This is a genomic window from Cupriavidus campinensis (assembly GCF_905397395.1).
GTDB classification, from domain to species: domain Bacteria; phylum Pseudomonadota; class Gammaproteobacteria; order Burkholderiales; family Burkholderiaceae; genus Cupriavidus; species Cupriavidus campinensis.
In genome coordinates this window covers 187,821-206,147 of record NZ_CAJPVH010000003.1, presented here as the reverse complement: position 1 = coordinate 206,147, position 18,327 = coordinate 187,821, and the positions used below count along the sequence as shown (strand labels likewise).

The 18,327-nt window shown below is 67.9% G+C and carries 13 protein-coding genes; 5 read left to right on the top strand and 8 right to left on the bottom strand.

What is annotated here, in order from left to right; all coding sequences use genetic code 11:
• Positions 1–4,631 (top strand): Hpt domain-containing protein (locus KHO18_RS03690; RefSeq protein WP_211942782.1); only part of this gene is annotated, 4,631 nt, incomplete at its 5' end.
• Positions 4,632–4,718: 87 nt separating this feature from the next.
• On the opposite strand, the gene KHO18_RS03685 is transcribed toward KHO18_RS03690, so the two are convergent.
• The 4 genes from KHO18_RS03685 to KHO18_RS03670 all read right to left on the bottom strand — a co-directional run bounded on the left by KHO18_RS03685 (position 4,719) and on the right by KHO18_RS03670 (position 8,613).
• Positions 4,719–6,032, bottom strand: a complete 1,314-nt coding sequence (locus KHO18_RS03685) for an MFS transporter (RefSeq protein ID WP_211942781.1) — start codon at positions 6,030–6,032, stop codon at positions 4,719–4,721.
• A 61-nt stretch (positions 6,033–6,093) separates the two neighbouring features.
• Complete coding sequence (locus KHO18_RS03680) at positions 6,094–6,867, bottom strand: SDR family oxidoreductase (protein ID WP_144197399.1); 774 nt, start codon at positions 6,865–6,867, stop codon at positions 6,094–6,096.
• Between the two features lie 74 nt (positions 6,868–6,941).
• Positions 6,942–7,184 carry a hypothetical protein gene (locus KHO18_RS03675; RefSeq protein ID WP_144197400.1) on the bottom strand — a complete coding sequence of 81 codons (243 nt, stop codon included), beginning with the start codon at positions 7,182–7,184 and terminating at the stop codon, positions 6,942–6,944.
• Positions 7,177–8,613 (bottom strand): aldehyde dehydrogenase family protein, encoded by a 1,437-nt coding sequence (locus KHO18_RS03670; protein ID WP_144197401.1) that lies wholly within the window; start codon positions 8,611–8,613, stop codon positions 7,177–7,179. The genes KHO18_RS03675 and KHO18_RS03670 overlap by 8 nt, the downstream gene beginning before the upstream one ends.
• A gap of 188 nt (positions 8,614–8,801) precedes the next feature.
• On the opposite strand from KHO18_RS03670, the gene ppa reads away from it, so the two are divergent.
• Positions 8,802–9,329 carry an inorganic diphosphatase gene (gene ppa / locus KHO18_RS03665; protein WP_144197402.1) on the top strand — a complete coding sequence of 176 codons (528 nt, stop codon included), beginning with the start codon at positions 8,802–8,804 and terminating at the stop codon, positions 9,327–9,329.
• A gap of 71 nt (positions 9,330–9,400) precedes the next feature.
• Here ppa and KHO18_RS03660 read toward each other — a convergent pair whose 3' ends face one another.
• On the bottom strand, positions 9,401–10,624 hold the full coding sequence (locus tag KHO18_RS03660; protein ID WP_211942780.1) for a GNAT family N-acetyltransferase: 1,224 nt from the start codon (positions 10,622–10,624) through the stop codon (positions 9,401–9,403).
• 219 nt (positions 10,625–10,843) lie between these two features.
• Between KHO18_RS03660 and KHO18_RS03655 the strand changes: the two genes are divergently transcribed.
• Both KHO18_RS03655 and glnK read left to right on the top strand, forming a co-directional pair.
• Positions 10,844–12,910, top strand: coding sequence for an NAD(+) synthase (locus KHO18_RS03655; protein WP_211942779.1), 2,067 nt, complete (start codon positions 10,844–10,846; stop codon positions 12,908–12,910).
• Between the two features lie 103 nt (positions 12,911–13,013).
• On the top strand, positions 13,014–13,352 hold the full coding sequence (gene glnK / locus KHO18_RS03650) for a P-II family nitrogen regulator (RefSeq protein WP_061957551.1): 339 nt from the start codon (positions 13,014–13,016) through the stop codon (positions 13,350–13,352).
• 68 nt (positions 13,353–13,420) lie between these two features.
• Here glnK and KHO18_RS03645 read toward each other — a convergent pair whose 3' ends face one another.
• From KHO18_RS03645 to trxB, 3 genes are all read right to left on the bottom strand, one after another.
• Entirely contained in the window at positions 13,421–14,062 is a 642-nt protein-coding gene (locus KHO18_RS03645) for a trimeric intracellular cation channel family protein (protein WP_186296819.1), read from the bottom strand.
• Positions 14,063–14,067: 5 nt separating this feature from the next.
• A complete protein-coding gene (locus KHO18_RS03640) occupies positions 14,068–14,733 on the bottom strand; it encodes a Smr/MutS family protein (protein WP_144197406.1) in 666 nt (221 codons plus the stop codon).
• Between the two features lie 98 nt (positions 14,734–14,831).
• The gene (gene trxB / locus KHO18_RS03635) at positions 14,832–15,785 is read right to left on the bottom strand and encodes a thioredoxin-disulfide reductase (protein WP_149136548.1); all 954 of its coding nucleotides are present in this window, start codon (positions 15,783–15,785) and stop codon (positions 14,832–14,834) included.
• 186 nt (positions 15,786–15,971) lie between these two features.
• Here trxB and KHO18_RS03630 point away from each other — a divergent pair, with 186 nt between their 5' ends.
• Positions 15,972–18,308, top strand: coding sequence for a DNA translocase FtsK (locus KHO18_RS03630; RefSeq protein ID WP_144197408.1), 2,337 nt, complete (start codon positions 15,972–15,974; stop codon positions 18,306–18,308).
• The last annotated feature ends 19 nt before the right edge of the window (positions 18,309–18,327 follow it).

The window sequence follows — 18,327 nt, the reverse complement described above, 5'->3', positions numbered from 1 at the left end:
GCCATCCGTCCGCCGCCGAATTCGCCGCCCGCTGCGACCAGCTCGCGGCCTGCCTCGCCGACCCCGCCGCCACCGCGCCCGACTGGCTCGCCGCGATGGTCGAGACCGCCAACGCCCAGGCGCTGCGCGTCGAGGCCGTGACCCGGCTGCGCGCCCAGCTCGACAGCGGCGAGTCCTGGCTCGATACCTTCGACCGCAACGCGGCCAAGCCCGATGCCGTCAACACGCTTGGCGATGCCGCCCAGGCGTTTGGCGGGCTGCTGGCCACGCTGGAGCGCCTGATCGGCAGCGCCGCGATGCCGGAAGGCATCGACGAGGCCGCCACCGCCGCGCTGGCCGCCACGCGTGCCGTGCTGGCGCGGCTGGACGTGCTGCGTGGCATCGACACCCAGCCGGGCCGCGTGGCCCAGTTGTCCGAGATTGCCGCCGAACTCGGCGCGGTGCATGCCTTTGCCGATATCCTCGAATTCGGCCGCCGTCAGGCCGATGCCACCGACGACGACGCCCTCGCGCCACGCCGGACCGACGAAGTACCCGCCACCGCGCTGGCCGCCGCGCGCCACGCCGCGATGGACGCCATCCGCGTGGCCGCCGGCGCCGATTCGCCCGAGATCCAGCGCCTGCGCGCCGCCCTGCAGGCGGTGAGCGACCAGGCCGCCATCGACGACGATGCCGCGCTGCGCCGCCAGGCCACCGACGCCACCACGCAGCTGCACGCGTGGCTTGCCGGCAGCGACTCCGCCGCCGAACGCCTGATCGTGGCGCTGGCCGACCCGATGCCCGCCGCTGCGCTGGCATCGTCCGCCGCGCCGTCTGCCCCGATGCCGAGCGACGCCGCCGGGGTGGACGCCGAACTGCTCGAGATCTTCCTGTCCGAAGCGGAGGAAGTGCTCGGCAATATCGCCACCGACCTGCCGGGCGGGCTCGACGCGCTGCGCGACGCCGACGTGCTGAGCCGCATCCGCCGCGCCTTCCACACGCTCAAGGGCTCGAGCCGCATGGTCGGCCTGAACCGCTACGGCGAGGCCGCGTGGGCCATCGAACAGGTGATGAACCTGTGGATTGCCGAGGCGCGCGAGCCCATGCCCGCGCTGCTGGCCCTGCTGCACCACGCGCACGACCTGCTGCGCGAATGGGCCATCGCCCTGCAGGCCGACGCCGGCACCCAGCGCGACATCGCCCCGCTGGTGGCGGAAGCGCAGGCCGTGCGCGAGCCGGGTCAGACCGACTTGTCCGCCGTCGCGGCCCCCGCCGCGCCGGAAGATGCCATCGATTCACTGGACGCCCTGCTGGCCCACGCCCAGGCCAACGCGCCCGGGCAGACCGCCCCGGCGCAGCCGGTCGCCCCTGAGCAGCCGGCGGCCGAGGCCGAGGACAGCAACGTGCTGCCGTTCCGCCTTTCGGGCGGGCTGGCCAGCGACGACGACCACTACAAGGTGATTGGCCCGGTGCGCATCGGGCTGGCGCTCTACAACGTCTACCTGCAGGAGGCCGACGATCTGGTGCGCCAGTTCGCCACCGACCTGTCCGAGTGGAAGCACGAGAACCATCCGTGCCCGAGCGAGCTGGCGCTGCGCGTGGCGCATACGCTGCAGGGCAGCGCCTCCACGGTGGGGCTGGAGCCGGTGCGCGACATCGCCGAGGCCCTCGAACAACTGCTGTTGCTGCTGGGCCGTCACCCCGTGGTGATGCATCCGGGCGACTTCCGCCTGCTCGACCAGGCCGTGGAGCGGCTGCGCGCGATGCTGCACCAGTTTGCCGCCGGGGTCTGGCCCGATGCCGACCCGGCGCTGTGCCGCAACCTGAACGATTTCGGCGAACGCGCGCTGATGCGCCCGCGCGCCACCGTGACCGGCGAGCAGGCGCAGGCGGATCAGGAAGGCTCCGTCGCGCAGTTGTTCGGCAATACCCAGATCCTGCAGACCACGCCGCTGCCGCCGCTTCCGCCTGTGACCGAGCCGGCCGCGCCGACCCCGGCACTGCCGGCCGTGACCGATGCGCCGGCCAGGCTGACGCCGATCACCTCGCTGCCGCCGGTGGCCGCGCCCACGCTGACCCCTGTGACGCCGGTGACGCCGCTGCACGACGCCGTGGTCATCGCCATGCCCACGGCGCCGCGCCCCGATCCGCGTCATGAGCAGGTGGCCGTCGCCCATGTCTCCGCGCAATCGCCGGCGGCGCCGGCGGCCCCGCCCGAAGCATCGCTCGACGCCTCGGCGCTGGATGCCGATCTGGTCGACATCTTCCTGGAAGAGGCGCACGGCAGCCTGCCGGAACTCGGCAAGCTGGTGCGCACCTGGGAAGCCACGCCCGAAGAGACGCAGCAGGGCGGCCTGGTGCTGCGCGCGCTGCACACGCTCAAGGGCAGCGCCCGCATGGCCGGCGCGATGGCGCTGGGGCAGGCGGCGCATGAAATGGAAACGCTGCTGGAAGCCTCCGTGCGCGGCCAGCGCGTGACGCCGGACCTGTTCGGCAAGCTCTACGCCTGGTACGACCGCATCCTCGCGCACGTGGACGCGCTCCAGAACGGCCGCCTGCTGCCGGTGGACGATGCCGATGTGGTGAACGGGCTGGTCGAACCCGACGCGGCGCCCGCGGCTTCGCTCGATGTACCGGCTGCCACCACGGCTGACACCCCCGGCACCGCACTGGCCACGACCGCCCCGCAACTGCCGGCCACTGCCGCCAAGGCCCCGGAAGCCGACCGCCAGCGCGCGCTGGTGCGCGTGCAGGCCCGGGCGCTGGACACGCTGATCAACGACGCCGGCGAAGTCGGCGCCACGCGCGCCCGGCTGGACAGCGAGCTGGAAGCGCTGCGCGCCTACCTCGGCGAACTGAACGACAACGTGGGGCGTCTGCGCACCCAGTTGCGCGAGATCGAAATCCAGGCCGAGACGCAGATGGCGTCGCGGATTGCCGATACCCAGCAGAGCCCGGACTTCGATCCGCTCGAGTTCGACCGCTTCACGCGGTTCCAGGAACTGACGCGGATGATGGCCGAGTCCGTGAACGACGTGGCCACGGTGGAGCAGAACCTGCAGCGCGGCTTCGACCGCGCCTCGGGCGACCTGGCCGCGCAGGCCCGGCTGACGCGCGGCCTGCAACGCGGGCTGATGCAGGCCCGCATGGTGCAGTTCGATGCGCTGGCTGAGCGCCTGTACCGTGTGGCGCGCCAGTCGGCCACCGAAACCGGCAAGGAAGTGCGCCTGCTGATCAAGGGCGGCACGGTGGAGATCGACCGCTCGGTGCTGGACCGCATGGCCGGCCCGATCGAGCATTTGATCCGTAATGCCGTGGTGCACGGCATCGAGCCGGCAGACGCACGCCGCGCGGCGGGCAAGTCCACCACGGGCGCGCTGACGCTGGAAGTGCAGCAGGAAGGCAACGAGGTGGTGCTGACGTTCTTCGACGATGGCGGCGGGCTGGACCTCGCGCGCATCCGCGAGCGGGCCATCAGCCGCCAGCTGCTGACGCACGAGGAAGACGCCAGCGACGCGCGCCTGACCGAGATGATCTTCACGCCGGGCTTCTCGACGGCCGATGAGGTCTCCGAGCTGGCCGGGCGTGGCGTGGGCATGGACGTGGTCCGCGCCGAAACCGTGGCGCTGGGCGGGCGTATCACGCTCTCCACCGAGGCGGGCCGGGGTACCAGCTTCACGGTGCACCTGCCGCTGACCACCGCCATTACGCAGGTGCTGCTGGTGTCGCTGGGCGGCCGCCTGTACGCGATGCCGAGCGGCATGATCGATCAGGTCCACCAACTGCGCGAAAAGCCGCTGCTGGAAGCCTATAACGCCGGCCGCTTCGGCGCGACGGCGGGTCCGGGCGCCGGTGTGGAAGCGCCGTTCTACTACTTCGGCACGCTGCTCGAAGAGAGCGCGGCGATTGCCTCGGGCCGCAAGTACTCGCCCGTGGTGGTGGTGCGCTCGGGCGCGGACCGCGTGGCGGTGCACGTGGACGAGGTGATCGGCAACCGCGAAGTGGTGGTGAAGCACATCGGCCCCCACCTGGCGCGCCTGGAAGGTATTGCCGGCGCCACCACGCTCGGCGATGGCGAGATCGTGCTGATCTACAACCCGGTGGTGCTGGCGCAGCGGTTCGTGCGCGAGCGCGGCGAGGTGACGCCGACGGCGCTTCTGGCATCGACCGAGAACACTGGCGCGGTGGCCGAGTTCGTCGGCGCGGGGGATGCCCGGCCGGTCTCGGGCCTGATGACGCAGCCGACCGTGATGGTGGTGGACGATTCGCTCACGGTGCGCAAGGCCAGCCAGCGGCTGCTGACGCGCGCGGGCTACCAGGTGGTGCTGGCGCGCGATGGCGTGGATGCGCTGCGGCAGTTGCAGGAGGTGATGCCGGACGCGATGCTCGTCGATATCGAGATGCCGAACATGGACGGCTTCGACCTCACGCGCAACGTCCGCGCCGACAGCCGCACCACGCATATGCCGGTGGTGATGATTACGTCACGTACGGCCGAAAAGCACCGCCGCTACGCGGCCGAGATCGGCGTGAACGTCTATCTGGGCAAGCCGTTCAACGAGGATGAACTGCTGCGTACGCTGCGCCAGCTGATTGGCGAGCGCGCCGGCAACGCCGCCGCCTCGGTGGCGCAGATGCTGGGCGACGCCTGACGCATCGCATCTGACGTAGTCAGAAAAAAGGGCCGGCGCTTCGTCAAGCGCCGGCCCTTTGTCTTTGGATCGATCCGATCCGCTACCTTATCCAGCCTTGCGGTTCACCATCTTTGCCGGCACCGACAGCGTCAGCGCCGCGCCGGCTACCAGGCAGATCGCCAGCAGGTACATGCCCGAGTCGGTGCTCTGGGTCAGGTCCTTGAGCCAGCCCACCGCGTAGGGGCTGATAAACCCCGCCAGGTTGCCCAGCGAGTTGATCAGCGCAATGCCGGCCGCCGCGCCCGTGCCGGCCAGGAAGGCCGTGGGCAGGCTCCAGAACAGCGGCAGCGTGGTCAGGATGCCGATGGTGGCCAGCGTCAGCGCCACCATGGCCAGCGTGGTGTCGCCATGCCACTGCACCGACAGCACCAGTCCCACCGCCCCGGCCAGCGCCGGCAGCGCGATATGCCAGCGCCGCTCGCCCCGCTTGTCGGCGCTGTACGCCACCAGGATCATGCCGATCACGGCGCAGCCGTAGGGAATCGCCGTCAGCAGGCCAATGTCCAGCGCGCCCTTCACGCCGGTCTGCTTGATGATCGTCGGCAGCCAGAAACTCACGCCGTAGAGCCCCATCACGAAGCAGAAGTAGATGGCGCTCATCAGCCAGACGCGCGGGCTGGACAGCACCTTGCGGATCGGCGGGTCTTCCTTGTGCTGCTCCTCGTTGGCGATGTTGCGCTCCAGCAGCGCCTTCTCGTCCTCGGTCAGCCACTTGGCGTGGCGGATGCGGTCGTCGAGGTAGGCGAGCACCCACAGGCCGACCAGGATCGACGGAATGCCTTCGAGCAGGAACATCCACTGCCAGCCGGACCAGCCGTTGTGGCCGTCGAACGCCTGCATGACCCAGCCGGACAGCGGCCCGCCAATGACGCCCGAGAGCGCGATGGCCGTCATGAAGAACGTGGTGGTGCGCCCGCGCCGCTCCGCCGGGTACCAGTAGGTCAGGTACAGGATGATGCCGGGGAAGAAGCCCGCCTCGGCCACGCCGAGCAGGAAGCGCAGCACGTAGAACATCGTCGGCGTGGTCACGAACATCATCGCCGCCGAGATCACGCCCCAGGTGATCATGATCCGGGCGATCCAGATGCGCGCGCCCACGCGGTGCAGGATCACGTTGCTGGGCACCTCGAACAGGAAGTAGCCGATGAAGAAGATGCCGGCGCCCAGCCCGTAGATGGTCTCGCTGAACTTGAGGTCGTTGAGCATCTGGAGCTTGGCGAAGCCCACGTTCACGCGGTCCAGGTAGGCCACCACGTAGCACAGCAACAGGAAGGGCACGAGGCGCCAGCTCACCTTGCGGTAGGTGGCGTCTTCGAAACCGGCATCGCGCATGCCGGGGTTCACTGCGGTCGTTGTCATGACTTGTCTCCTCATTGGGTTCTTATAAGTCGTTGCCGCGGGTTGGGAAGTGATGCAAGCGCTACACGCAGCGCCCGCCGTCCACTTCGATACAGGTGCCGGTGATAAACGCCGCCTCGTCGGAGGCGAGGTAGAGGCAGGCGTTGGCCACGTCCTGCGGGGTGGACATGCGCCCCATCGGGATCGTGGCGAGGAATCTGGCGCGGTTCTCGGGGGTGTCCGGCAGGCCCATGAACTGTTCGAGCAGGCCGGTGGCCCCGATCACCGGGTTGACGCAGTTCACGCGGATGTTGTCCGGGCCGAGTTCGGCCGCCATGGCCTTGCTGGCCGTGATGACGGCGCCCTTGCTGCCGTTGTACCAGACCAGACCGGGGCGGGGCCGGATGCCGGCGGTGGACGCCACGTTGACGAAGTTGCCGCCGCCGCGCTGGCGGAAATGCGGGATGAAGTGCCGGGCCGACCAGTAGATGCTCTTGACGTTGACCGCGTAGACGCGGTCGAACTCGTCTTCGGTGATCTCCAGGATCGGCTTGTTGCGATGGGTGGTGCCGGCGTTGTTGACCACGATGTGCACGTCGCCGAAGGCGGCCAGCGTGGCGTCCCGCATGGCGGCCACGTCGTCGCCCCGCGCCACGTCGGCCCGGACCGCGCGGGCGGTGCCACCTGTCGCGCCATGCTGTTCGCGGATCGCGGCGGCGACGCGCTCGGCGGCCTCCAGGTTCAGGTCGGCCACCATCACGGCGGCGCCTTCGCGCGCGAACGTATGGGCGATGCCTTCGCCGAAGCCCGAGCCGCCGCCCGTGACCACGGCCACCTTGCCAGCCAGTCTTGCCATGTCCTGTCTCCTATATAGATAGGCCCGCCGCGGTCTTGGCGCCGCTGGCGGGCATGCTGCCGACGACTTATCGATTAGTGCGCGAACGGCCCCCGTCCGCGCAGGGCGTTGGCCACCATCATCACGGCCAGCAGGAAGGGCAGGGCCACGTAGAGGCACCAGTGGACGCGGTCGCCCACGGTGTCGCCCCATTTGCGCTTGAAAACCTGCAGGCGGGGCATGCCGGACGGGTTGGTGGCACGCTTGTTCCGGACATGCCAGGCCATCCAGAAAAAGAAGATGGCGAACGCGACCGACAGAAAATTGATGTTACCCATGTTGAATGGCGATGGTTTTCAGAGTGGTGAATCCGTACAGGGCCTCGAAGCCCTTCTCGCGGCCATGGCCCGACTGGCCGGTGCCGCCGAAGGGCAGCTCCACGCCGCCGCCGGCGCCGTAGTTGTTGATGAAGACCTGGCCGGCGCGCAGCTTGCGGGCCAGCCGTAGCTGGCGGGCGCCGTCACGCGTCCACAGGCCGGCCACCAGCCCGTAGGCGGTGCCGTTGGCGAGGCGCAGCGCTTCTTCCTCGCTGTCGAACGGCATCGCCGCCAGCAGCGGGCCGAAGACTTCCTCCTGGGCCAGCCGGTGCGTGGGCGGCACGTCGCGGAACAGCATCGGCACCTGGTAGTAGCCAGACTCCGGGGCCTCGCCGACGATCTGGCCCTGCGCCATCACGGCAATGCCGGCGTGCTGGGCATCGGAGACGAAGTCCCACACGCGCTGCTGCTGCTTGCGGCTGATCAGCGGGCCGCATTCGAGGTCGAGCGCGGACGGCCCCACGCGCAGCGACTCGAACACGCCCGAGAGCCGGTCCAGCAGGGTCTCGTAGACGGAACGCTCCACCAGCAGCCGGCTGCCGGCCGAGCAGGTCTGCCCGGCGTTCTGGACGATGCCGTTGACGATAACGGGCAGCAGCGTGTCCAGGTCGGCATCGGCAAACACGATCTGCGGGGACTTGCCGCCCAGCTCCAGCGTGACCGGCACATGGTTCTCGGCCGCCAGCTGGGCCACGAGCTTGCCGGTCTCGGGCGAGCCGGTGAAGGAAATATGGTTGATGCCCGGATGGCGGGCCAGCGCGGCGCCGGCCTCGTGGCCATAGCCGGTGACGATATTGAGCGCGCCTTCGGGCAGTCCGGCCTCGGCGGCCAGCTCGGCCACGCGCAGCAGGGACAGGCAGGCATCCTCGGCCGGCTTGACCACGCAGGCGTTGCCGGTGGCCAGCGCCGCGCCGACGCTGCGGCCGAAGATCTGGAGCGGGTAGTTCCAGGGGATGATGTGGCCCGTCACGCCGTGCGGCTCGCGCACGGTCAGCACCGTGTAGCCGGGCTGGTAGGGGATGGTCTGGCCGTGCAGCTTGTCTGCCGCGCCCGCGTAGAACTCGAAGTAGCGCGCCACGGCGCGGGCGTCCGCGCGGGCCTGGCGCAGCGGCTTGCCGGTGTCGCGGGCCTCCAGCGCGGCCAGTTCGTCCTCGTGCTCCATCAGCACCAGCGCCACGCGGTTCAGCAGGCGGACACGCTCTGCGGGTGCCATGGCGCCCCAGGCGCCCTCGGCGGCCTGACGGGCGGCCAGCACGGCCACGCTGATGTCCGTGCTGTTGCCACGGGCAATCTCGGCGAACGGCTCGCCGTTGGAGGGATCGAAAACCTTGATGCGCAGACCGGAATCGGGGGCGATCAGGCGGTTGGCGACGAAGTGCTGGGCGTGCATGCTTATCTCCGTGCTCGGGTATGGAGCAACTGCTGAATCGGGAATGCCGCATTATCGCGCACCGCGCGGGCCGCGCAAGGCACTTGGTACTTGGGGGGCGGCGCGGGCTGCTGGCTTGTCAGCGTGGGGTCAGGAGCGAACCGCTATAATGCCCGCCATCCCACAACACTGGCATTCGGAGAACTCGCATGAGCTTCAACCTCGTCTCCCCGGGCAAGGACCTTCCCAACGATTTCAACGTCATCATCGAGATTTCGGCCCAGAGCGATCCGGTGAAGTACGAGGCCGACAAGGAAACCGGCCTGCTGTTCGTCGACCGTTTCATCGGCACGGGCATGCGCTACCCGGCCAACTACGGCTTCATTCCGCAGACGCTGTCCGGCGACGGTGACCCGGTGGACGTGCTGGTGCTGACGCCGTTCCCGATCCTGGCCGGCGCCGTGGTGCGCTGCCGTGCGCTCGGCATGCTGAAGATGACCGACGAGTCCGGCGTGGACGCCAAGCTGGTGGCCGTGCCCGTGGACAAGCTGTGCCCGGCCACCGCCTTCATGAAGGGCCTGTCCGATGTGCCGCAAAACACGCTCGACCAGATCAAGCACTTTTTTGAGCACTACAAGGCACTTGAGGCCGGCAAGTGGGTCAAGGTGGATGGCTGGGCTGGCATCGAGGAAGCCCACAAGGAAATCACCGACGGCGTGGCGAACTTCAAGAAGTAAGCTGGTTCGCACCGGATCGATGATCGATGATCGATGATCGATGGAAAAACCCGCCAGTTTGGCGGGTTTTTTTATTCGCCCCGCGCGAACGGGCTGTGATCGTTCAGTTCGTCGAGATAGGCGTCGATGCCCTGGCGCTCGCGGGCCAGGAAGCGCTCCACTGCATCGGCGAACGAGGGGTGCGCCAGCCAGTGCGCGGAGCGCGTGGCCACCGGCAGGAAGCCACGCGCCATCTTGTGCTCGCCCTGCGCGCCGCCTTCGAACGTGCGCAGGCCCTCGGCGATGCAGAATTCGAGCGGCTGGTAGTAGGCGGTCTCGAAGTGGAGGCACGGGTGGTGCTCCAGCGCGCCCCAGTAGCGGCCATAGAGCGTGCTGACCCGCGGATCGGCATCGAACACGACCAGCGAGCTGGCGATGTCGCGCCCGTCGCGGGACGCCACCACCAGCAGCAGGTTCTCGGGCATGGTCGCGCCGATGCGCCGGAAAAAGTCCAGGTTCAGATAGGGCGACGAATGATGCTCGCGGTAGGTCTGGCGATAGCAGCGGTTGAAGAACTTCCACGCCTCATCGTCGATCTCCGCTCCGCGCAACTGCCGGAAGGTGATGCCAGCCTCCGCCACGCGGCGCCGCTCCGCGCGGATATTCTTGCGCTTCTTCTGTGAAAGCGTTGCCAAAAAGGCGTCAAAGTCGGCGTAGCCGGGGTTGGTCCAGTGGAACTGCACGCCATGCCGCATCATCATGCCGGCTTCGTCCATCAAATCCGCCTCATGGTCGGACGGAAACAGCACGTGCAGCGAGGACATGCCCGATTCCTCGGCCAGGGCCAGCGCAAAGCGCAGCAGCAGGCGGCGCGCGATGTCATCCTCGGCCAGCAGCCGGGCGCCGCGCACCGGCGTGAACGGGATGGCGGACAGCCACTTGGGGTAGTAGGGCACGTCGTGCTGGCGATAGGCGTCCGCCCAGGCCCAGTCGAACACATACTCGCCGTAGGAATGCGATTTCGCGTAGAGCGGCATGGCGGCGGCCAGCCGGTCGCGGCCTGCGCCGTGGCCGTTCGGCACCCAGAGGGTGAGGAAGCGCGGCGACCAGCCGGTGTCGTCGGTGGCGCTGCCGCTGGTGTGCATCGCGTGCAGGAAGGCGTGGCGCAGGAAGGGCGTGGCGTCAGGCTGGGCGGCCACGAGGGCGTCCCAGTCGGCGGCCGGCACCCCGGCCAGGTCCAGGACGATCTCCGTCCGGTAATTGGCCACCGGGGTGTCCGGCTGCGCACTCACCGGCTGACAAGATTCCGACTGCATTCCGCCCGATCCACTCAAGAATTGAAGAATATTTGATCCATCCGACGCCACATCAGGTGCCGGACGAGTCTACCGGAAGACGTGCGGCGGTGCAGCCATGGCCAGCCAGGTGACGTGCGCGACGGGTGCGCGACGGGTGCGCAGTGCGCATCGTAGAATGACAGGGATCACGCCGATTGCCGCACTGGCATGCTGGCGCCCCGAATCCGAAGGCCAGACATGACTCATCCGTTCTTCAACCTGTATTCCCACGGCTTTGCGCGCGTGGCCGTGGGTGTGCCCGAGTGCCGCGTGGCGGACCCGGCCTACAACGCCGACCAGACGCTGGAACTGGCCCGCCAGGCCGTGCAAGGCGGCGCGGCGCTGGTCGCCTTCCCGGAACTGGGCCTGTCGGCCTATACCTGCGACGACCTGTTCCATCAGCGCGCGCTGCTGCGCGAGTGCGAACTGGCGCTCCAGCGCATCGTGGAAGCCTCGGTGTCGCTGCCGGCTGCGCTGGTCGTGGGCATGCCGCTGGTGGTGGAACATCAGCTGTTCAACTGCGCTGTGGTGGTGGCCAACGGCGCCATCCAGGGCGTGGTGCCGAAGAGCTACCTGCCGAATTATTGGGAATTCTACGAGGCGCGCCAGTTCAGTGCGGCGGACTGCGCCCCCACCGAGGGCCGCATCTCGCTGCTCGGCGCCACGGTGCCCTTCGGCGCGGGGCTGCTGTTCGAGATCGAGAACATCCCGTTCTTCCGTTTCCATGTGGAAATCTGCGAGGACGTCTGGGTGCCGGTGCCGCCGTCGTCGTTCGCGGCGCTGGCCGGGGCCACGGTGCTGGTGAACCTGTCGGCGTCGAATATCGTCATCGGCAAGTCCGGCTACCGGCACCAGCTGGTGTCGCAGCAGTCGGCCCGCTGTCTGGCGGCTTACCTGTACACCTCGGCCGGCAAGGGGGAGTCATCCACCGACCTGGCCTGGGACGGTCAGGCGCTGATCTATGAGAACGGGGAACTTCTGGGCGAATCGGAGCGGTTTTCGGACCGTTCGCACCTGTTGACGGCCGATGTGGACCTGGAGCGGCTCTCGCGCGAGCGCATGCACCAGACCACCTTCGGCCATTCGGTGCGCCGTCATCGCGAGGAAGTGGAGAAATTCGAGGTGGTGTCGTTCCGCGTGGACGTGCCCACGACGCAGACCCTGCCGCTGGCGCGCAAGGTGGAGCGCTTTCCCTACGTGCCGGCCGATCCGCGCCGCCGCGACGAGCGCTGCATGGAGGTCTACAACATCCAGGTGCAGGCGCTGGTGCAGCGGCTGTCGTCCAGCAAGATCTCGAAGGTGGTCATCGGCGTCTCGGGCGGGCTGGATTCCACCCATGCGCTGTTGGTCTGCGCCGCCGCGATGGACCGCCTGGGCCTGCCGCGCGCCAATATCCTCGGCTACACCATGCCCGGCTTCGCCACCAGCGACCGCACGCTCGATCAGGCGCGGCAACTGATGAGCTGGATCGGCTGCACGGCGCGCGAGATCGATATTCGCCCCAGTTGCATGGCGATGCTGAAAGATCTCGACCATCCGTACGCGCAAGGCGAGCCGGTCTACGACGTGACCTTCGAGAACGTGCAGGCCGGCGAGCGCACCAACCACCTGTTCCGGCTGGCCAACCACCATCACGCCATCGTGATCGGCACCGGCGACCTCAGCGAACTGGCGCTAGGCTGGTGTACCTATGGGGTGGGTGACCATATGTCTCACTACAACGTCAATGCCAGTGTGCCGAAGACACTGATCAGCCATCTGGTGCGCTGGGTGGCCGAAACCGGCCAGGTGGCCGAGGGCGGGGAAGCGGTGCTGACGGCCGTGCTCGATACCGACATCAGCCCGGAACTGGTGCCCGGCGGCACGGCCGCCGACGGCCAGGACAAGGCGCCGGGCCAGAAGACCGAACAGGTCATCGGGCCGTACGAATTGCAGGATTTCAACCTTTATTACACGTTGCGCTTCGGGTTTGCGCCCAGCAAGGTGGCCTTCCTGGCGCTTAGCGCCTGGGGCGATGTGGCGCGCGGCGAATGGCCCAACGGCCCGCATGTTGCGCGTAACGCCTACGAACTTGCCGAGATCAAGCGCGTTCTGGGTATTTTCGTCGACCGCTTCTTCCGCACCAGCCAGTTCAAGCGGTCCTGCGTGCCGAATGCCCCGAAAGTGGGCTCGGGCGGGTCGCTCTCGCCGCGTGGCGACTGGCGCGCCCCGAGCGACGGGGAATCGGCGGTCTGGGTGCGCGACCTGGCCCGGATTCCGGACTGATCGAACTGGGGGGAAGGGGCCAAGTGTGCCCATTCCTGCAATCCCGAGGCGGGTTTCGGGCTAGAATCTGTCATCTTCCGACAAACACAGACAGAGGCCAGCCATGAAGCAGATTACCGCCATCATCAAACCGTTCAAGCTCGACGAGGTACGCGAGGCACTGGCGGATGTGGGCGTGACCGGCCTCACCGTAACCGAGGTAAAGGGCTTCGGCCGCCAGAAGGGCCACACCGAGCTGTATCGCGGCGCCGAGTACGTGGTCGATTTCCTGCCGAAGATCAAGATCGAGGTAGTCGTGGCCGAGAACCAGCTCGACACCGTGCTCGATTCGATCGTGAAGGCCGCCCACACGGGCAAGATCGGCGACGGCAAGATCTTCGTGACCGAGATCGAGCGCGTGATCCGCATCCGTACCGGCGAGCAGGACGAAGCCGCAGTCTGATTGGGGCTCATCCTCCAGACGCAAAAAAGCCGGCCAAGCGCCGGCTTTTTTCGTTGTTGAGGCTTCTGCTAGCTCGGCAGTTTCCAGCCAAGCTGCACGGACAGCAGCCGCATGGCCATTGTGACCAGCGCCCCGGTCAGCAGCGCCGCCTCCTGGTCGGCGCGTAGCCAGGTCAGGCCGACATAGACCCAGCAGCCCACGAACGAGCAGGTGGCGTAGGGCGAGCGGTCGCGCAGGATCATCGGCACTTCATTGCAGAGCACGTCGCGGACCACGCCGCCGAACACCGCGGAGATGATTCCCATCATCACCGCCACGGTCGGCGTCATCTGCGCCACCAGCGCCAGCGAGGTGCCCGTGACGGAGAACAGCCCCAGGCCGATGGCATCGGCAACCAGCATCGCGCGGTTCGAGGCCACCGTGCTCACTACGCGAAATACGATGGCCGCGCCGATCGACATCGCGAAGATCAGCAGCACGTAGTATTCGTGCTCGACCCAGTAGAACGGCCGGCGGTCCAGCAGGACGTCGCGCACGGTGCCCCCGCCGAACGCGGTGGCGAAGGCGACGATGAAGGTGCCGACGGCATCGAGCCGCTGCTTGCGCGCATCCACCACGCCCGAGACCGCGAAGGCGAGCACGCCGACCACTTCCATGACGTGGAGGATCAGCGGCAGCCGCCCCATCAACAGATCGAACGGCAGGTGCATCGACATCAGGCGCGGGGCTGACGCAGCAAGACCATCAACGCGCCGGCGCCGCCTAGCGACTCGCGCGCCTGGACGAAGGCGATGACTTCCTCCTTCTGTACCAGCCAGCTGCGTACCTTGCCCTTGAGGACGGGCAGCTTGTCCGGCGAGCCGATGCCCTTGCCGTGGATCACGCGCACGCAGCGCACGCCGTTGCGCACCGAGCGGCGCAGGAATTCGGCCAGCGCCTCGCGCGCCTCGTCGCTGCGCAGGCCGTGCAGGTCCACCTTGTCCTGCGGCACCCACTCGCCGCGACGCAGCTTGCGGACCACATCGATGCCGATGCCGGGGCGCCGGAACGACATGGTTTCGTCGATATCGAGCAGATTCTCGACATCGAATTCGTCGGACAACGAGGCTTCCAGCACGGCTTTGTCATTAAGCTGGGTCTGGATGGCGACGGGCGGGGGTTTCTTGGGCGGATGCGCCACGCGGTTGCGGTCGCGCAGGGCGCTGACCTGGCCGACATTGCTGCGGAAGACATTGGCTTCCTCGTCGGCGCGGCGGGCGGTGGCTTCGGCGGCCACGCGCTCCGCCTCGCGGCGCTCGGCGTCAGCCTTGAGATTGTCACGCACCGCGGCCAGATCGTGCAGGCCGAAGCGCTTGGAAGGGGATTTTGCGCCGTGCGACATGGAAAGATTCTCCGGGGGCTCGGCGTCGATTATAAGGGGATTGGCCAGACAAACCGGGGTTTGCTCCCCTCTCCCAGAGGGAGAGGGGAGGCCACTACTTACTGCAGCGCTTCTACGTAGCGCTGGGCGTCCAGGGCGGCCATGCAGCCCGTGCCGGCGCTGGTGATGGCCTGGCGGTAGATGTGATCCTGCACGTCGCCGGCGGCGAACACGCCCGGGATGTTGGTGGCCGTGGCATCGCCGGACAGGCCGCTCTTGGTCACGATATAGCCGTTCTTCATGTCCAGCTGGCCCACGAAGAGGTCGGTGTTCGGCTTGTGGCCAATCGCCACGAACACGCCGGCCAGCTTCAGGTCCTCGGTCTTGGCGGTGTCCTTGGTGCTGCGGATGCGCAGGCCGGTCACGCCCGACTCGTCGCCCAGCACTTCATCCAGCGTATGGTCGTAGCGCAGTTCCACGCGGCCTTCCTTGACGCGCTGGAGCAGGCGGTCTACCAGGATCGGTTCGGCCTTGAACTTGTCGCGGCGGTGAATCAGGGTGACTTTGCTGGCGATATGCGACAGGTACAGCGCCTCTTCCACGGCCGTGTTGCCGCCGCCAACCACCGCGACTTCCTGGTTCTTGTAGAAGAAACCGTCGCAGGTGGCGCAGGCGGACACGCCGCGGCCCATGAACGACTCCTCCGACGGCAGGCCCAGGTACTGTGCCGAGGCGCCCGTGGCGATGATCAGCGCGTCGCAGGTGTACTCGCCCGCGTCGCCGATCAGGCGGATCGGCTTCTCGGTCAGCTTGGCCGTGTGGATGTGATCGAAGATGATTTCGGTGTTGAAGCGCTCGGCGTGGGCCAGGAAACGCTGCATCAGGTCCGGGCCCTGCACGCCATTGGCGTCGGCGGGCCAGTTTTCCACGTCGGTGGTGGTCATCAGCTGGCCGCCCTGGGCCAGGCCGGTGATCAGCACGGGCTGGAGGTTGGCGCGGGCGGCGTAGACGGCGGCGGTGTAGCCGGCCGGACCCGACCCGAGAATCAGCACTTTTGCGTGTTTTGCGGACATGTTGCCTTCCTGTGGCCGGCGCACGCGCGAGAGCGTTCGCGCCGGTGTAACTCGAAACCGCCATTATAAGTGGGCTGGCGTTTGCCGACTGTTGCAAATTCCAATGGGGCCGATAGCGCGCGCAAGGTTAAAATGGCCGCCATCGTCCACCCCGAGCGATCTGAAGCGATCATCCGAACCCAAGGCATGGCCCGCGCTACCACCACTACCCGTACCGACCCGTCGGCACTCCCCTCGCGAATCGGCAAGCTGCTGGGCGAGGTGCGCTGGTTCCTGCTGCTGGCCGTCACCCTCGGCTTCGTGTGCGTGCTGGCCAGCTACAGCAAGGCGGACCCCGGCTGGTCCCACGCCAGCCAGGTGGCGGATATCCACAATCTGGGCGGCCGCGTGGGCGCCTGGGTGGCGGACGTGCTGTTCTTCATCTTCGGCTTTTCCGCCTACTGGTGGAGCGTGCTGCTGATGCGCCGCTGCTGGCGCGGCTGGCGCACCCTGACCGCCGAACTGCCCGAGCGCGTGCCGGATCCGCAGCACAGCGTGGCGATCAGCTGGATCGGCTTCGGCCTGACGCTGGTGTCGAGCATGGGTCTTGAGGCCATCCGCATGTACCCGCTGCGCGCCGCGCTGCCCCGGGCGCCGGGTGGCGTGCTGGGCGACCTGCTCGGCGGCTGGCTGCAGCTGGCGCTGGGCTTTTCGGGCGCCACGCTGCTGTTGCTGCTGATGTTCGCCATCGGGCTGTCGCTGTTCTTCCATTTCTCGTGGCTCTCCGTGGCCGAACACGTCGGCGGCTTCGTCGAAACGCTGTTCCTCGGCTTCAAGGCCCGCCGCGAGAAGAAGCAGGACCGCATCATCGGCGCCGCGGCCAAGGTGGAACGGACCGAGACCGTGGAAGTGCAGCGCGTGCGCCAGGAGGAAGCCACCCCGGTGCAGATCGTGCGCCCGCAGGCCGTGCCCAAGCACGAGCGGGTGGAGCGCGAGAAGCAGCAGCCGCTGTTCGCCGATATCCAGGACTCCGACCTGCCGCCGCTGTCGCTGCTCGACCCCGTGCCGGCCCATCAGGAGACGGTGAGCGCCGAAACGCTGGAATTCACGTCGCGGCTGATCGAAAAGAAGCTCAAGGACTTTGGCGTCGAGGTCAAGGTCGTGGCCGCCTACCCGGGTCCGGTCATCACCCGCTATGAAATCGAGCCGGCTACCGGCGTCAAGGGCAGCCAGATTGTCAATCTGGCGCGCGACCTGGCGCGTTCGCTGTCGCTGGTGTCGATCCGCGTGGTGGAAACCATCCCGGGCAAGAACTACATGGGGCTGGAGTTGCCGAACCCCAAGCGCCAGACCGTTCGCCTGACTGAAATTCTCGGTTCCCACGTCTACAACGAAAGCGCGTCCAGCCTGACCATGGCGCTGGGCAAGGACATCGCCGGCAAGCCGATGGTGGCCGACCTCGCCAGGATGCCGCACTGCATGGTGGCCGGCACGACCGGCTCGGGCAAGTCGGTGGGCATCAACGCGATGATCCTGTCGCTGCTCTACAAGGCCAAGCCCGAGGCCGTGCGCCTGATCCTGATCGACCCGAAGATGCTGGAAATGAGCGTCTACGAAGGCATTCCGCACCTGCTCTGCCCGGTGGTCACGGACATGCGCCAGGCCGGCAACGCCCTGAACTGGGCCGTGGGCGAGATGGAGCGGCGCTACAAGCTCATGAGCAAGCTGGGCGTGCGCAACCTGGCCGGCTACAACAAGAAGATCGACGAGGCGGCGGCGCGCGAGGAAAAGGTGCCGAATCCGTTCAGCCTGACGCCGGACGCCCCCGAGCCGCTCGAGAAGCTGCCGACCATCGTCATCGTCATCGACGAACTGGCCGACCTGATGATGGTGGTGGGCAAGAAGGTCGAGGAACTGATCGCCCGTATCGCCCAGAAGGCCCGCGCGGCCGGCCTGCATCTGGTGCTGGCCACGCAGCGGCCGTCCGTGGATGTGATTACCGGCCTGATCAAGGCCAACGTGCCGACCCGGATCGCGTTCCAGGTCAGCAGCAAGATCGACTCGCGCACCATCCTCGACCAGCAGGGCGCCGAGGCGCTGCTGGGCATGGGCGACATGCTCTATCTCGCGCCGGGCACCGGGTTTCCGGTACGCGTGCACGGCGCCTTTGTCTCCGATGAGGAAGTGCACCGCGTGGTGGAGCAGCTCAAGGCATCCGGCGAGGCCAACTATATCGAGGGCATTCTCGAGGGCGGGCTGGTCGATGGCGATGGCGCGGGCGACAGCCTGGGCGGCGGCGCCGGCATCGGCGGCGGGGGCGGCGAGGCCGATCCGCTGTACGATCAGGCCGTCGAGGTGGTGGTCAAGAACCGCCGGGCTTCGATTTCGCTGGTGCAGCGCCACCTGCGCATCGGCTACAACCGCGCCGCGCGGCTGCTCGAGGATATGGAAAAAGCCGGACTGGTCTCGGCCATGTCGGGCAACGGCAACCGCGACATCCTGGTGCCGGCCGGCGCCGGGGCGGGTGCGCGCGACGACGACTAGACGCGGCCGGGGCGGCCAA

What these genes read in the sequence shown, in the direction of transcription:
- glnK (WP_061957551.1), top strand. Translation starts at nt 13,014, where the DNA reads ATGAAGCAGATTACCGCCATCATCAAACCGTTCAAGCTCGACGAGGTA.
- KHO18_RS03655 (WP_211942779.1), top strand. Translation starts at nt 10,844, where the DNA reads ATGACTCATCCGTTCTTCAACCTGTATTCCCACGGCTTTGCGCGCGTG.
- KHO18_RS03630 (WP_144197408.1), top strand. Translation starts at nt 15,972, where the DNA reads ATGGCCCGCGCTACCACCACTACCCGTACCGACCCGTCGGCACTCCCC.
- KHO18_RS03660 (WP_211942780.1), bottom strand. Translation starts at nt 10,624, where the DNA reads ATGCAGTCGGAATCTTGTCAGCCGGTGAGTGCGCAGCCGGACACCCCG.
- KHO18_RS03680 (WP_144197399.1), bottom strand. Translation starts at nt 6,867, where the DNA reads ATGGCAAGACTGGCTGGCAAGGTGGCCGTGGTCACGGGCGGCGGCTCG.
- trxB (WP_149136548.1), bottom strand. Translation starts at nt 15,785, where the DNA reads ATGTCCGCAAAACACGCAAAAGTGCTGATTCTCGGGTCGGGTCCGGCC.
- KHO18_RS03645 (WP_186296819.1), bottom strand. Translation starts at nt 14,062, where the DNA reads ATGCACCTGCCGTTCGATCTGTTGATGGGGCGGCTGCCGCTGATCCTC.
- KHO18_RS03675 (WP_144197400.1), bottom strand. Translation starts at nt 7,184, where the DNA reads ATGGGTAACATCAATTTTCTGTCGGTCGCGTTCGCCATCTTCTTTTTC.
- KHO18_RS03640 (WP_144197406.1), bottom strand. Translation starts at nt 14,733, where the DNA reads ATGTCGCACGGCGCAAAATCCCCTTCCAAGCGCTTCGGCCTGCACGAT.
- ppa (WP_144197402.1), top strand. Translation starts at nt 8,802, where the DNA reads ATGAGCTTCAACCTCGTCTCCCCGGGCAAGGACCTTCCCAACGATTTC.
- KHO18_RS03685 (WP_211942781.1), bottom strand. Translation starts at nt 6,032, where the DNA reads ATGACAACGACCGCAGTGAACCCCGGCATGCGCGATGCCGGTTTCGAA.
- KHO18_RS03670 (WP_144197401.1), bottom strand. Translation starts at nt 8,613, where the DNA reads ATGCACGCCCAGCACTTCGTCGCCAACCGCCTGATCGCCCCCGATTCC.